The organism is Fluviicola sp. (assembly GCF_039596395.1).
Lineage (GTDB): Bacteria > Bacteroidota > Bacteroidia > Flavobacteriales_D > Crocinitomicaceae > Fluviicola.
Genome location: NZ_JBCNJT010000001.1, coordinates 1593196 through 1608158 on the forward strand (window position 1 = coordinate 1593196; position 14963 = coordinate 1608158).

13 protein-coding genes are annotated in these 14963 nt (G+C 42.9%); 2 read left to right on the forward strand and 11 right to left on the reverse strand.

Annotation, left to right across the window (positions count from 1 at the left end):
• Nucleotides 1-16: 16 nt before the first annotated feature.
• Together ABDW02_RS07055 and ABDW02_RS07060 are read right to left on the reverse strand one after the other, a co-directional pair.
• On the reverse strand, nucleotides 17-484 hold the full coding sequence (locus ABDW02_RS07055; protein ID WP_343633524.1) for a hypothetical protein: 468 nt from the start codon (nucleotides 482-484) through the stop codon (nucleotides 17-19).
• 91 nt (nucleotides 485-575) lie between these two features.
• Nucleotides 576-977: a hypothetical protein gene (locus tag ABDW02_RS07060; protein ID WP_343633526.1), complete on the reverse strand. Its 402-nt coding sequence runs from the start codon at nucleotides 975-977 to the stop codon at nucleotides 576-578.
• 265 nt (nucleotides 978-1242) lie between these two features.
• On the opposite strand from ABDW02_RS07060, the gene ABDW02_RS07065 reads away from it, so the two are divergent.
• Nucleotides 1243-1863 carry a carboxypeptidase-like regulatory domain-containing protein gene (locus tag ABDW02_RS07065; protein ID WP_343633528.1) on the forward strand — a complete coding sequence of 207 codons (621 nt, stop codon included), beginning with the start codon at nucleotides 1243-1245 and terminating at the stop codon, nucleotides 1861-1863.
• Nucleotides 1864-1906: 43 nt separating this feature from the next.
• Here the strand turns inward: ABDW02_RS07065 and ABDW02_RS07070 are convergent, their stop codons facing one another.
• The 9 genes from ABDW02_RS07070 to dapF form a co-directional block, all read right to left on the reverse strand.
• Entirely contained in the window at nucleotides 1907-3439 is a 1533-nt protein-coding gene (locus ABDW02_RS07070; RefSeq protein ID WP_343633530.1) for a DEAD/DEAH box helicase family protein, read from the reverse strand.
• A 357-nt stretch (nucleotides 3440-3796) separates the two neighbouring features.
• On the reverse strand, nucleotides 3797-6223 hold the full coding sequence (locus ABDW02_RS07075; RefSeq protein WP_343633532.1) for a TonB-dependent receptor family protein: 2427 nt from the start codon (nucleotides 6221-6223) through the stop codon (nucleotides 3797-3799).
• A gap of 99 nt (nucleotides 6224-6322) precedes the next feature.
• Nucleotides 6323-6766 carry a MarR family transcriptional regulator gene (locus ABDW02_RS07080; protein ID WP_343633536.1) on the reverse strand — a complete coding sequence of 148 codons (444 nt, stop codon included), beginning with the start codon at nucleotides 6764-6766 and terminating at the stop codon, nucleotides 6323-6325.
• A gap of 73 nt (nucleotides 6767-6839) precedes the next feature.
• Nucleotides 6840-9317: a hypothetical protein gene (locus ABDW02_RS07085; RefSeq protein ID WP_343633538.1), complete on the reverse strand. Its 2478-nt coding sequence runs from the start codon at nucleotides 9315-9317 to the stop codon at nucleotides 6840-6842.
• On the reverse strand, nucleotides 9311-10306 hold the full coding sequence (locus ABDW02_RS07090) for a N(4)-(beta-N-acetylglucosaminyl)-L-asparaginase (protein WP_343633540.1): 996 nt from the start codon (nucleotides 10304-10306) through the stop codon (nucleotides 9311-9313). Before ABDW02_RS07090 ends, ABDW02_RS07085 begins: the two co-directional genes overlap by 7 nt.
• A 3-nt stretch (nucleotides 10307-10309) precedes the next feature.
• Nucleotides 10310-11371: an endolytic transglycosylase MltG gene (gene mltG, locus ABDW02_RS07095; RefSeq protein ID WP_343633543.1), complete on the reverse strand. Its 1062-nt coding sequence runs from the start codon at nucleotides 11369-11371 to the stop codon at nucleotides 10310-10312.
• The gene (locus ABDW02_RS07100; RefSeq protein WP_343633545.1) at nucleotides 11338-11880 is read right to left on the reverse strand and encodes a GNAT family protein; all 543 of its coding nucleotides are present in this window, start codon (nucleotides 11878-11880) and stop codon (nucleotides 11338-11340) included. The genes mltG and ABDW02_RS07100 overlap by 34 nt, the downstream gene beginning before the upstream one ends.
• Nucleotides 11881-12018: 138 nt before the next feature.
• A complete protein-coding gene (locus ABDW02_RS07105; RefSeq protein WP_343633547.1) occupies nucleotides 12019-12507 on the reverse strand; it encodes a hypothetical protein in 489 nt (162 codons plus the stop codon).
• The gene (dapF, locus tag ABDW02_RS07110; RefSeq protein ID WP_343633549.1) at nucleotides 12500-13279 is read right to left on the reverse strand and encodes a diaminopimelate epimerase; all 780 of its coding nucleotides are present in this window, start codon (nucleotides 13277-13279) and stop codon (nucleotides 12500-12502) included. Before dapF ends, ABDW02_RS07105 begins: the two co-directional genes overlap by 8 nt.
• Before the next feature lie 127 nt (nucleotides 13280-13406).
• Here dapF and ABDW02_RS07115 point away from each other — a divergent pair, with 127 nt between their 5' ends.
• Complete coding sequence (locus ABDW02_RS07115; protein ID WP_343633551.1) at nucleotides 13407-14876, forward strand: trypsin-like peptidase domain-containing protein; 1470 nt, start codon at nucleotides 13407-13409, stop codon at nucleotides 14874-14876.
• Nucleotides 14877-14963: the final 87 nt, after the last annotated feature.

Consider the following 14963-nt stretch of genomic DNA (forward strand, 5'->3'; position numbering starts at 1 on the left):
GCCGCTAAAATAGAAATTAAAAATCAGTTGAAATGGTTTTGCGCGACAATTTATTCATCTCAATGGCATAGAACACTACAAAAGCAATAGACAGGCAATTCCACAGCAATCCGAAAAAGACTCCAGAGCCTAAACTTTTGGTCATTCCGATCACCGAGTAAATGGAAAACACAATGGGAGGAATTTGTCCCACGCAATAAATCCAGAATCCCCAGCGCTTCAAACGGAACATAAAAACAGCTCCCAAAGCACACAAGGCAGGAAAAACGAACCAGTCCAGGAAAAACCAGATTCCAGAATATTTACCGGTATTTACAAATGCTTGTTTCAGGTTTGTGCTGGAAAAAGCAATGAGATTCAGGGTAAACGGAATCCCGCACCCTACCCAGGTTAGAATACAAACCACCGTTAACCCAATTGACCTCCTGTTTTTCAACTGAACCCCCAGGCTATCTACCGCTTCTTCTGTTCGCCAACTTTCCATCTGGATCAAATTTATCTAAAATAAAAAATCCCCGGCAAAACTGCCGGGGATTTTAAACATATTCGTTTCAAAAAAATTGAATCACATGTGATTACATGTCATTCAACTCTTTTTTCATTCCGTCTTTGAATGCGTCACGCATGTCATCTGACATTCCGCTAGTCAATGAAGCAGCAGCAGCTAATCCCATAGTCAAGATGATTGCCCAAACTGTTCCACAAATACCGATGATCATACCTGCAATAGCAAGACCTCTTTTACCACCAGTTTTTTTCAATTTACCCATTGCCATAACAGACAATACGATACTTACGATGTTAACTACCAACCAAAGGTACATCAACCATCCTGATCCGCCTAATCCCATAGATACTACGGCAATACCGAACATAACATTGTTCAATAATAAACCTGCTAAAGCTAGGACGAATCCTGTTACCGCCATCCCTTTACCTTGAGGAGCCGATGTTGTTGCGTCTAAATTTTCTGACATAATTATAAATTTTGAGTTACTCGGCGAAAATAATATCTTTATTCGTAGATTCAGCACTATTGTTAAAAAAAGTGAATATTTTTTTATTCAACTTTTTTAGTTGATAACTCTCTGAAACGCTATATTCATCAGTGTTTCAAGGGGTAAAGCTGACTAAAAAAACAATTACTAAAAAACTCACTAAAAAGGTTGTTAACAATCTATTTCTGCGAAAACCTGTTTTAATTCATTGTTTTTCGCGCCGTTTTTGTTAAAAATGAATGTTATGAAAAGTTTAGTCCTGTATTTCGGAGCACTCCTGATGGTTCTTAGTTTCTCCTGTAAAAAGAAAGATTTGAAGTACACCATCAAAGGAACCATTATGGATTCCTCTTACAACATCCCGCTTTCAGGAGCTAAAGTGACTATTTCGGTTACAACAGCCAATAATTCAACACCAGTGCAGAAAGTGGCGCTGACAACAGATGCAAGCGGAAACTATTCCTATGAACTGGAACGCGAAAAATTACAAAGTGTGATTATTTCCGTTGAAAAAGACAACTACTTCAGTGATGGTACCACAACTACTCTGGATAATTTATCATTGGAGAATGACAATACCCTGAATTATGGCCTGTATGCAAAATCCTGGGCACGCATCCATTTCGTAAGCGATGGAACCAAAACCATCAAGTATTACAAACAGGTTGGTAAAAACGGATGTACCGAATGTTGCCCTTCAGGAGAAATGCAGCTGGCAAATGTGACCGATTACAGCGTTTACTGCATCAACAACGGGAATACGCAATACCAGGTATTTTACGATGTCCAGGGAACCAGCAACAACGGAACGTTAAGTGTAAACACCGTTCCGTTTGATACAACGGAGATTTTGATCAGTTATTAAGAATAAAAACATAGGGCGGAAAATTTTCCGCCCTATGTTTTTATTAATTATTTTCTGCTTCCGCTTCTATTTCGTCGAATTTCATCCGGATTTCCTGGCGCAACTGACGATTATACGTCTCCATCAGGTATTTGAAGTAATTGGGTGTACTTTTCGCAATACATTTTGTGTATGTTTTCAAGCGGTGCTCAATGTGATCCTGAAGTGAGTCCACAATTTGAATGGCATCATCCAGGTCTTTGGTTTTCCGGACAATTCCTTCACAATGGTTTGATAAAGAAAGATCTACAGCCAGCTTCCCCTTCTCTCCTTTATCCAGACATTCGTAATAAACATCGCGGATACTGAATTCTTCCAGGAAGTTCGTATCTACCAACTGCTCCATGTGGCGCGGGAACTCGAATTCCACTTCAAACTCCAGGTCATCGTCTTCACTTAAACGGGATTCCAGAAAGCGGTCCGGAAAACGGAATGCATCCTGCCAGTTGATATAATCCTGCCACAAACCGAAGCGGCGAACGTTATTTCCTAAATCAATCAATTTGAAGTTGGATTTATTCGGCAAACGGCGCGAACCACGACCAATCATCTGGTGGTACAACGTCAATGAACGCGTTGCACGGTTCAAAATAATCGTTTCAACAGTCGGCTCATCAAAACCGGTCGTCAAAATCCCTACGGATGTCAAAATGGCATCTTTGGTTGTTTTGAACCACGACAAGACATCTTTTCTATCCTTATCCGAGAAGGTAGAATCCAGGTGACGGATCTTGTATCCTCTTTTCTTGAATGTTTCTTCTACACGCAATGACGTTTCGATACCTGAATTAAAAATCAGGGTTTTGTCACCGACAGCAACTTCTTCATAAGCAAACAACAATTTCTCCTGCATGAAGTAATTTCCATAGACTGTTTCGGAAGAGCTTACGGTAAAATCACCGTTCGTACCGATTTTCAATCCGTGCAGGTTTACATCGTAGGTAAACGTTTCCGCATCCGACAAATAACCGCCCTGGATCAAAGAAGCAATACTTTCTCCAACCAGCAACTTGTTATAATGATCATTCAGCGGCAAAGCTTTGTTGGAGCTCAGCGGTGTTGCTGTTACTCCCAAGATATTTGCTCCGGAATAATACTGGAAAATCTTTCTGAAACTGTTGTAATGCGCCTCATCGACAATTACCAACCCTACTCCATCCACGAAATTCTCGTTTTCCTGAAGACGGTTGTTCAAAGTCTCCACCATGGCAATGTAGCAAGGGTGATGATCTTCATCGATCAGGTTTTTCACGTCACTGGAAATAACCTTATTGGAAATCCCGATTGCATTCAGCTGTTTGGAAGTCTGTACGGATAATTCGATCCGGTGAGTGAGGATCAATACCTTTTTCTGATAACGTTCGATATAGCTTTTCGCTACTTCGGAAAATATCACGGTTTTACCTCCTCCTGTCGGAAGCTGGAATAGTAAGTTATAGTCCGAACCGTTTTTATCCAGTTCATCTATAATTGCATTTACAGTCTTTTCCTGGAACGGATATAATTTCTTTGCTTGAAAAAGCTCTTCGTCGATCATTTGTTAAAAAAAGGGCTTACAAAAATACGGTTCTTTTAAGGATTTCCAAGCAGCCCAACTCAAATATTCTCATAATTTTATTTAAATGGTTCTTTTTTCAGGATATCAGGAAATCCAATACCTGTTTTAACTCGTTTTTTATTTAATTATTATCCGGTACAATAAAATCGTTTATTAAGACATTTTAATAAATGAGCCTTTTGAATGGCATATAAATTGAGTAAGTTTAAGAAAAACAGAAGTCATGAAAACAAAACCTATAAAAGAGAAAAAGCAAAGCAGCGCAAAAAGTTTTGACAAGGCTTTGATCCATTTGGGAATCCATTACCCGGTTCAACCCATTGTGATCAAAAAAGCTTAAAAATCAAAACCTCCGCCTCCATTATTCTCATTGGAGCGTTTGTCCTCTTTGAAGTCAGTTTTTCCGAATTTGTAGCGAATACTGACAATTATCCTTCTGGTTTCCCATTTAAACTGTGAAGACTGGAAGACCGATGGCTGATCCACTTCAAAATTAAAGCCTTGCGTATTGAAGATATCCGTCACACGTAAACCTATTCCCCACTTGCCATCCAACAACGATTTATCTGCAGAAAAATCAATTGATCCACGTGGATTCATTTTTCCCTGGGCAGTAACCGATGGTGCACTGTAACGTCCGTTGATCTGAAGTGTCAGTGTCTTTTTCATCAAATCCACTGTGGAACTGAATTTCATTCCGAAGACAAAACCTTCGCGGTTCCAGTTGGTGCTTGGATTATCGTCTGTAAACGTAATGTAGTTCCCGTTGAATGAAAGCATGTTCTTCCAAACCGGAAGCGGCCTGATCTGCATGACAATTTCTCCTCCTGAACTCACTGAATTATCGATATTGGCAAAGGTTCCGTTGGAAGTCCCGTTTTCATAAAACACTTTCACACGCTGGATAACACTGCTGGTATAACGCTGGTACAACGCAAATGCCAGGGTGAATTTCTTCGAACTGAAATCCATTCCCAAATCTATGGAATGAATGTATTCCGGTCTTAAAGCCGGATTTCCGCTGCGCAGGTTGTACGGATCCGCATAAGAAGTAAACGGATTCAGGTTACCGGAATTCGGGCGGTTGATGCGTCTGCTGTATCCCAAAGAGAATTCCAGTCCTTTTTTCACCTCGTAACGAACCGTTGCAGAAGGGAATAAATTGAAGTATTCGTTCTTAAAGTTCTGGTTCGTGGAAATCAGATTGGGATTCTGAATGCTGTATTCGGCGCGCAAACCTGCCTGGTAGCGGAATTTCTTCAACTGGCCTCCAATAATTCCGTAAGCAGAATAAATACTCTCCAGGTATTTGTAATTGTAATTCGAAATGGTATCCGGAACGTAAACTCCCGAAGCATCTTTTGCCTCAGACGACGAGCGCAAAGTCATATTCCGCTGGATCATTTTCAATCCGCTTTCCGTGCGGATCTTGCGTTTCAGCATTCGGATAAAATCCAGGGAAAGTGTCGTGAAATCATTGGCTTCCCGGCTAAACAAATGCTGGTCCGTAGCTGGAATGGTCGTCGGCAAAGCGTATGTCTGCTGGTAAAACCCTTCGTCTGTTCCTTTCGATAAAGACTGATATGCATTGGCATCCAATGAACCTTTATCCTCTTTAAATTCCCACTTGTATCCCAGGGAAAAATCAATGTTCTGTGTTTTGTTCGGATCGCTGGAATTACGGGTCCAAACATTCGTTGTATCCCCGAAATTGTTGTAGCGGGTATTGACCTGGTTCCCGATTCGTTTGCGATCACCGGCATTTCCGGCAATACTCCACGAAAGTGTGTTCCGGTCCTTCACGTACACATCCATCCCGACTTTTGCCGTATGTGTGATATTCAAATCACCGCCATACCTGCGCTGGTTCAAACTTACAGTCGTATCTCCGGAATATTGGTTCAGGTCCGAAAAGTTGTTCCGGTAACCATCCCGGTAGGAATAGGCGTAGTTCCCGTAAAGATTGAATCGCGTGTTTCGTAAATTAAGCCCCAAAGATCCGGTGTATAAATTCCCGGTTCCGGCTGTAGCGGCGACATTTCCATTGATTCCTTTCTTAGCGTTTTTCTTCAGTACGATATTAATGATCCCGGAAGTTCCGTCGGGGTCGTATTTTGCAGAAGGATTCGTCACGATTTCAATGCGTTCAATACTGCTGGCAGGAATTCCGTCCAGAACGCTCTTTCCGTTTCCTCCGGTCATATTACTGGGTTTTCCGTCGATCAGGATCGTTACATTGCCGTCACCGCGCAGGGAAATAGCCCCGTCCTGGTCTACTTCTACAGAAGGAACGTTGTTCAATACGTCCGTTACATTTCCTCCGGAAGTCGCAATATCGTCTCCCACATTATAGACTTTTTTGTCAAGCCCCAGCTGTAAAGGCGTTTTGTCCTGCTGAACCACCACTTCATCCAGTTCCTTACCGGAATTTACGAGTGCAATGGTTCCCAGTTTACGCAGGTTCTTATCCGCAGAAAGCGAAATATTCGGGATTGTTTTGTTCCGGTAATCCGGATTGGAAATAACGATGTAATACTTGCCGTATTTGATTTCTTCAAGCACGAAAGATCCGTTTTCATCCGTGTAAATCCCGGTTACAACCGAGGAATCCTTTACACTGAAAATGCGGACCATGGTGTATTCCAAAGGAGCTTTCGAAACGGAATCGAGTACTTTTCCATCAATGGAGCCTGTGCCTTCAGGAGCTTGTGAAAATGAAAAAAGACCAACCAGTAAAAAAAATGTAAAAAGCGTAAAGCGCATAAAATCGGGAAGAAATTTGGTGCAAAAGTACAGTAAAAAGGTTGACTTCGACTTCGCTCAGTCACCTTTCAATCAAAGTTTCACTCTTTGCAGTTAAAATTATCCCCGAAGTTTATCCAGCAGATTACTCAGTGTTTCCGCTTCTTCTTCCGTAAGATTTCCGGTGAAATCCAATTCAGACTGCTTGTCGTCGTCGATTTGCTTCAGAATTTTCAACCCGGCTTCCGTAATGGAAACATACACTACCCGGCGGTCAGACTCACAACGAACACGCTCCATCAATCCCTTGTCGATCAATTTATCCATCAAACGCGTTGTATTCGGAGACTTTTCCACCATTCTTTCTTTCACGGAATTGACACTGATCGCATCATTCGCACCGCGAAGAATTCTCAAAATATTGAACTGAGGCATGGACAAATCAAATTTTGCCATGTAGTTGTTCTGAATATTCCCCAGATAATTGGAGGTATAACGAAGATTTACCACAGCTTTGTGCTTAGAATTTCTAAATTTCGATTGGATGACTTTTCCTATTTCCATGTCACAAAATTAATTACCGTGGTATTATTTACAAAATTTATCTCGTTAAAAATACTTATTAATTTAAATTGACTTAATGATAAAACCAGAAAAAGGAGTCTTTCGTTAATTTTCCTTCGAATGTGAATTCAATCCGGTGTTTTCCCGGAAGCAAATGCACAAAGTTGCGGTCCATAATCACTTTTCCATCTTTGGAAGTGAACCAAAAATCCTTGAGAATGGTTTGATTGTCAATAATCACCACTCCTTTTCCGGTAGCCGGATCCAATGATTCAACCGTTACGGCAGGTTCGATAATGGTAACCGGTTTTTCCGGCAGCAAATCATGAATAAACAAGCGTTCACAAATTTTCCCGGTTTCGTCCTTCCATTTGAAATTGATGGCGAAATCTCTTCCCCGGAAAGCTTTCAATTCCTGCGGGAACAATTCCACCGAATGCGGATAGGCAATGGTTTGATGGCATTTCAGCGTATCCAGGATTTTCCCCTGGAAATCATACAACTGCGCTTCTATCTCGCACAAAAATCCAGTCGGAATATCGGAAATCAGGACGTATTTTTCTTTGCCAAGCGTATCTATTCGCGCTGCAATCGTCACATCCTTGAAATCTGCTTTTACCTGGTATTGCAGGGCTTTCCATCTTCCGTAATAATCCATACTACTCCAGGTCGGTGCCGGCCAGCAATCGTTGAATTGCCAGTAAAGTGTTCCGGCGCATCGTGGAAAAGTTGTTCTGTGCGCTACTATTGCAATTCCAACTGCTTTTGCCTGTGTCAACTGTGAAAAGTAAACGAAGCGCTGAAAATCTGCTGTTTTGCCGTAAAGCAGGTCGGAATGTTTGGCAATCATGGTGTTCCCGACATAACTTTTCTGACGCAATTTCATCAGCGGGCTATCCAGTTGCCAATCGGCCGGTTTGCTGAACGAAGACAAAGTTGCTAATTCCGGGAAGGACTGAAAGCCGTATTCCGCATTGAATCGCCCCGACTTTCTTCCAAAATCCTCAATAGGATCCGAACCGTGCCAAACGCCCCAGTAATGCTGCGTTCCATCGTTATAAAATTTGTCATTCCCCCAATTGCTCAGCGGAGACGTATGTTCGTAAGGTAGTTTGGTAAAGAACTTCAGTGTTTGCGGAATCAATTCTTTGAAGAGTTTTTGATAGTAGGAATTGATCACCACCTCATCTTTCTTCGACAAATTGTATTCTTTCTGGAATCCCCAGTTTTTCCACGCAACGTCTACTTCGTTATTTCCGTTGAACAAAGTCAGGGAAGCATGTGAAGCCAATCTCGGAATCTGTTGTTCCAATTCCGTTTTCACATTGGCTAAAAACTCATCCGTTCCCGGGTACATGGCGCAGGCGAACATAAAATCTTCCCAAACCATCAATCCGCCCTCATCACAGGCTTCCAAAAATGATTCTCGCGGGTAAAATCCGCCTCCCCAAACGCGCACCATGTTGAAATTGCAATCCAGCATGGTCTGTACCGCATTCCGGAGCTTTTCATCCGTAATCCGCGCCGGGAAAATATCATCCGGGATGTAATCCGCACCTTTGCAGAACACCGGGCGGTTATTTACCTTGATCTGGAAAGAGGTTCCCCATTGGTCTTTTTCCTGGATCAATTCCACTTTTTTCAATCCGAAGCGAACGTCTTTTTCCAAAATGACATCGCCTTTTTCATTTTGCAAAATCCAGTGATCCTCATATAAATAGGCTTCTCCCTGCCCTCTTGGCCACCACAATTTCGGATTTGAAATAATTTCGGTGCGTTTTAAGTGCTTGTTTTCGCTCTTCACTACCTGGTCGCCAAAGAGCTTGCTTTTCCAGGTAAAGGTTTCCGCACTTTCCTTTGCTAAAAGCAGCGTAAACTCAGAAACTGCTTTTTCATCGCTTACTTCCTGGGTATTGGAGTAATTCGCCAGAACCCGGTTGGAAGAATAGGTAATAACCTTTGCAGGTTCGTTGAATCCCATCGTAAGCATTCTCAACGACCAGTCCCAGCCGAATTGGTATTGCGGTTTCCGGCAATGAGGGGCCACTTTGGTTTTGCCTACGTCATTCGGAGCCGGAAGTGTTACTCCGACTTTTGCCATGCGTGGCTTTTGGTACATGATCGGCGGTGTAAAAACGACTTTCAGTTTGTTTTTTCCGGCAATCACTTGATCCTGTACCTCAAATCGGTAGTGAACAAATGCATTATTCGTCTCAGCCACCAATTTTCCATTCAAAAAAATAGAGGCATACGTATCCACCGCAGGAAAGTCCAATTCTACGAATTGCTTCAGATCTGATTCCGACAAAGAAAACTCCGATTCAAGCGTCCATTGGTAATTTTCAATCCAGGTGAATTTATCTTCGTTCATTCCCACAAAAGGGTCCGGAAGTTGCTTCACGGCAATCAATGCTTCCTGCACCGATCCTTTTTCACCGAATGGAATCCAGGCTTTCGATACCGGATGTTGTACTTTCCAGGATAAATGTTGTTGCCCGGTTATATGACCCGTACAAAAAAACAAGGCTGCCAGAAGAGCGGTTCTTACCATTTTCTATCGAAAGGTGTATCAATTAATTCATCGCGGTCGTTTGTTTTCAAAGCATAATTGAATCCATTGTAAACCGAAAAACCACCGACTTCTCCTTTGGTATTGATCGCAATAAACGCACATTGTAAACCGGTCATATCCTTGTGTTTACGGATCAAACGCTGAACCGTTTCTTTACACGCCTGTTCCGGGCTTTTTCCCTGGCGCATCAATTCCACTACGGTATGTGCTCCTGCAATACGGATAATGGATTCTCCCAAACCGGTTGCAACTGCTCCTCCTACTTCCTGGTCCACAAACAAGCCCGATCCGATAATCGGGGAATCTCCCAAACGTCCGGGAAGTTTATAAGCCCAGCCGGAAGTGGTACATGCTCCGCTGATTCTTCCTTTCGCATCAATTGCCAATAAACCGATCGTATCGTGGTTTTCATGATTGATTTCCGGTTTCTTCGCGATCGCCGCTTGTTCTTTCTTCCATTTCTCCCATTCCTTTTTCACTTCAGGAAGTGGTGTTTTAATGGTGTCGAACCCGTGTTGCAAAGCGTATTTCTTTGCCCCTGCTCCTACCAGCATCACGTGCGGCGTATGTTGCATGATGTGTTTTGCAACAGAGATCGGATGCGCAATTCCTTCCAGGCAGCCCACAGAACCACAATTCGATTCCCAATCCATGATGCAGGCATCCAAAGTTACGTGGCCTTCACGGTCCGGCATTCCACCGATCCCTACACTCCGGTTCTTGATATCGCTTTCCGTTTGCCTGGCGCCTTCTTCTACGGCATCCAATGAACTTCCGCCTGCTTCCAGTTTCTTCCATCCAGCCTGGTTAGCCGGTTGGCCATGACTCCAGGTCGAAATCATTTTCGCACCACCGGTATATTCTGATGTGGTGATCTCCGGAGAACTTTCTTCTCTTGAAAAAACGGGAGAAACTACTGAGGCCGCTAAACCGACTGCTCCAAGTTTGACAAATGATCTGCGTTCCATAGTTTATTGATTGGCAATTTCGGATGCTAACCATTTTTGGAATTCTGCAGCATATTTTGCGTGATCTGCATAGTCTTTCGCAAAATTGTGCAATCCGTCGTAATTCGGTTGAGCACACATGTATAAATAATCGTTGTTATCCGGGTTCAAAACGGCTTCCACTACTCCCGTCGGCGGCATGGAAATTGGTCCGGGAGGCAATCCTGCATACAAATACGTATTGTAAGGACAATCTTTGTTTCGGTGTTCGTAAGTCAAACGCTGCACACCTTCCAATTGGTCTCCCCAGCAAAATTTAAACGTTGGATCTGACTGAAGTTTCATTCCCGTGTTCAGGCGATTCAGGTACAAACGGGCAATAATCGGCCATTCGGATGCATTTTTGGATTGCTCTCCGTATACGATGGAAGCCAATGTAACGGCCTGGGAAGGCGATTTCAGCCCCACTTCCTTTAATTTAGCCATGCGAGCCGGTGTCCAGAAATTCTTAAATTCTTTTGCCATGCGCTCCAGGAAAGCTTCTTTGTTCGTGTCGTAATACATTCTGTAGGAATTCGGCATAAACAGAGCCGGAACCTGCTCCAGGGTAAATCCGTATTTGTTTAAAGTCTCCTGGGAGGTGATGTAATCTTCCAGTTCCGTGCTGTCCACCATAATGGATTCTGAAACTTTCGCACACAAATCGTGAATGGTCTTGCAGTTATTGAACGTTACAACGACTTCCACCTCAAAACTTCCGCTCTTCAGGGAATTCAGTAAATCGCGGTAGGAAGTCCCGGCAGGGAAAGCGTACATTCCCGGTTCAATGCTCTCAACAGTCAGTTTCTTGTAGTTCGCCATGGACAGAAACGCATCTTCATCGTTGATCACTCCCGCCTGCTTCAAATCTCCGGCAATTTCTTCCAGAGAACGGCGGTTGTCAATCACCACACGCGCTTCCTTATTATTGGAAGTTTTTTTCATGTAAATCATTAAAGGTGTCCAACCGAACACCACTGCTACTGCAATAAATATTACTGCAAGTGATGCAATTACAAGTTTCTTGTTTCTTTTCTTTCCAGACATTTCTGATATAAAATTTCATCCAACCAAATACCTTTCTCCAGGTACCATTCTTTGCGTATTCCTACTCTTACGAAACCTGCTTTTTCAAACAAGCCAACACTCGCCAGGTTGTCACTGTGAATGGAACAATGCAGGTTGTGTAAAGCTAAAATTTGTGCCGCGTATTTTTCCAGGATCGTCAGTGCTTCAAAAGCATAACCATGGTTCTTGTTGTCTTCATCGGCAATCAAAATACCTACTGCCGCTCGAAGGTGTTTGAAATCGACCTGGTAAAGATCAATGGCACCAACCGGTTCCTTCGTACCATTCAGGCAAATCATCAGCCTCAACTGTCCATGCGTGCGGATATGCTGCGCCTGGTCAATGTATTCAAGAATCGATGAAAAAGAAAAAGGTACTTCTGTTCCGGTAATCTTCCAGTGTTTGGGATTATTTTCCCAAAGCATCAACTTCGTTGCATCCTCTTTTTCAACAGCACGCAGGAAAATGGACTTACCGGTTAAACTCATGACAATCGTTTTATGGCTTCGTAAAAGCGCTCAAATGTAAATGAAAAACTGCTTGAATAGAAATGAGGGTTTTGAATTCTTTCAACAAATTCTAAACACAATTTATCCAAAACAGTAGGCACGTGATTAATCGCGTGCCTACTGTTGATTCAATGTTTCAATACGTTTCAAAATATCTTCCATCGAATAATCCGGTATTCCCGTGTAACCTTCCGGTAAATTCACCCCGTTTACACCCTGGATCAACGCTTTCGATTCCAGGTAAACCAATAAATCAGCCAATTGACTGACGTGTTCCAGTTGCATTGTTTCGCGGATCGGGTACATGCACGTAATTCCCCCGGAAGCGCGTTCGTATTTGGAGAAAATAGCAGCGATTTCCAGGCGGATCAATTCCTGAGGAATCTCAACTAGAATCAAAGGAATAGCAGACCGTTTTGCCTTTTTCAGCATGGAAGCCGTTAATAACTGCTCCGATTTCCGGTAAGTTAAACTGTAATAGTCTTTCCCGGTTGAAATCCCGATGTGTGGCGGAACTTTATCTGCATTCCAGATCCAGATAAATGATTTTTGCAGGATGTGTTCCGGGAATTCCCGGCGGATGTTTTTAAAAGTAAATTCAGACATCCACCTCTCCTTTAAATACGGATTCTGCGGGACCGATCAGCCAGACATTTGTAAATCCGGTTCCTGAAACGGTAAATTTTACCGAAAGATCGCCACCCTGGGATTTTACCTGGTATTCAAAATCTCCCGATAATTGGTTCTTTCTTCCCAAAGCAAGAGCAGCAGCCGTTACCCCGGTTCCGCAACTCAGCGTTTCATCTTCTACTCCGCGCTCATACGTGCGAATTTCAAACGTATGGTCGTCCAGCTGGTGAATCGCATTCACGTTGATTCCTTCCAGCTTGTAAGCATCTGAGTATCGGATCTGCTTTCCGTAAGAAACAATATCAAAATCGGCCACATTTTCCGTGAAATGGATAAAATGAGGCGAACCGGTATTCAGTACAAATTCTTTTTGAGTATCGTCGATTGATAAGACGTCATTCATTTTCAAATGAACCAACCCGTCTTTCTTTACGGCTTCATGGGCACCGTCAATAGCCATGAAAGAAACCGAATCGGCTGTAATTCCAAGTTCGTGGGCAAAAGCCACCGAGCAGCGTGCACCGTTCCCGCAAAAGCTTTTGGAACCGTCCGAATTGTAGTAATCTACTTCGAAATCGTATCCTTCTATTGAATTGATTTTGATCAGTCCGTCAGCACCGATTCCAAACCGGCGATCACACAATTTCCGGACCGCAGAAACAGATAAATCACTCCACTCACCCGAACGATTATCGATCATAACAAAATCGTTCCCCGTTCCCTGATATTTTACAAAACGTAAATCCATAGATCCTTTGCTATGATTGAGTTACAAGCCATTTTGGCTTAACAATCTTTAACAGCACAAAAGTAACAATCATCCTGCTATTACTGTTATAATTGCGTAGAAATTTAGCATAAACTAATTTAATGTCATGAACAACTCATTGAAATACCTAGGACTGGGAATTGTTGGTGGAATGGTTCCATTTGCTTTCGGTTTCCTGTTATCTCACAGCTACGATACCCCTCTTTCAGAACAGGTAATTGATGGTAATCGTTTAGCAAGAACAGTATCTTATACCGGAATGCCTCCAGTAGAAGGCGCATCTTTCGTAGATGCTTCCGAAAACACGATCAACTCGGTCGTACACGTAACTACCAAAGTCGTGCGCACACAAGTTCAGCGCGATCCTTTTTATGAATTCTTTTATGGCCCTGGAACCGGGGGACGTGAGTACAAGCAATACGGAAGCGGTTCAGGTTCTGGAGTGATTGTTTCCAGTGAAGGATATATCGTCACAAACAACCACGTGATCCAGGATGCTTCTGAAATCGAAGTCATTTTGAACGATAACTCGAAATATACGGCAACTGTTATCGGGACCGATCCATCGACCGATATCGCCGTTTTGAAAATCGATGCACCGGGATTGAAACCGATCGCTATCGGGAACAGCGACGATTTACGTGTCGGAGAATGGGTATTGGCAGTTGGAAACCCGTTCAACCTGACTTCCACAGTTACAGCAGGTATTGTCAGTGCAAAAGCAAGAAATATCAATTTATTGTCTGACAGAACAAGCAACTCCAACGTTCCGATCGAATCATTTATCCAGACTGATGCTGCTGTAAACCCAGGAAACTCCGGTGGAGCATTGGTAAACACAAAAGGTGAACTGATCGGGATCAACACGGCTATCGCTTCCCAGACAGGTTCGTACACAGGATACAGCTTCGCAGTTCCGGTAAACCTGGTGAATAAAGTAATGCGTGACATCATAGATTTCGGGATCGTACAACGCGCTTACCTGGGAGTTCAGATCGCTGATATCAACCAGGAAATCAAAGAAAAAAACAAACTGCCATCTACCCGCGGAGTTTTCATTTCCGGAGTTACGGAAGAAGGTGGAGCAGATAAAGCCGGTGTGAAGAAAAACTGGGTGATTCTCAAAGTAGGTTCCAGAGATGTAAACTCCGTAGCTTCTTTGCAGGAAGAGATCGGGAAACGCAGACCTGGTGACAAGGTAAACCTGACGTTGAGAACAGAAGACGGAACGGAAGTTATCAAGGAAATCCTGTTGCGATCTGTTGACGGAGAAACGGCTTTGAAATCAAAGGAAGAAATGAGCAAAACGACTGCTTTGGGCGGAACTTTTTCTGAATTGACCTCCAAAGAGAAAAAAGAACTGAATATCAGCTACGGCGTAAAGGTAAAAGCGTTGGAACCGGGTAAATTAAAATCAAGCGGATTGACTGAAGGTGACATCATTACCAAGATCAATCAAACACAGATTGAATCCGTGGAGCAGTTAACGAGGCTCTTGAACACCAGCAAAGGCGGAGTTCTTTTGGAAATTGTTTCGGAAAGCGGCAAAAAAGAATACGTAGGCTTCGGTTTATAATCCGAAGCCGTTCAAAAGATCAAATGGTTCAAAAAGTTTAAGGGAATTTTCATTTTGAAATTTTTAACTATTTGAATTCTTTGAACT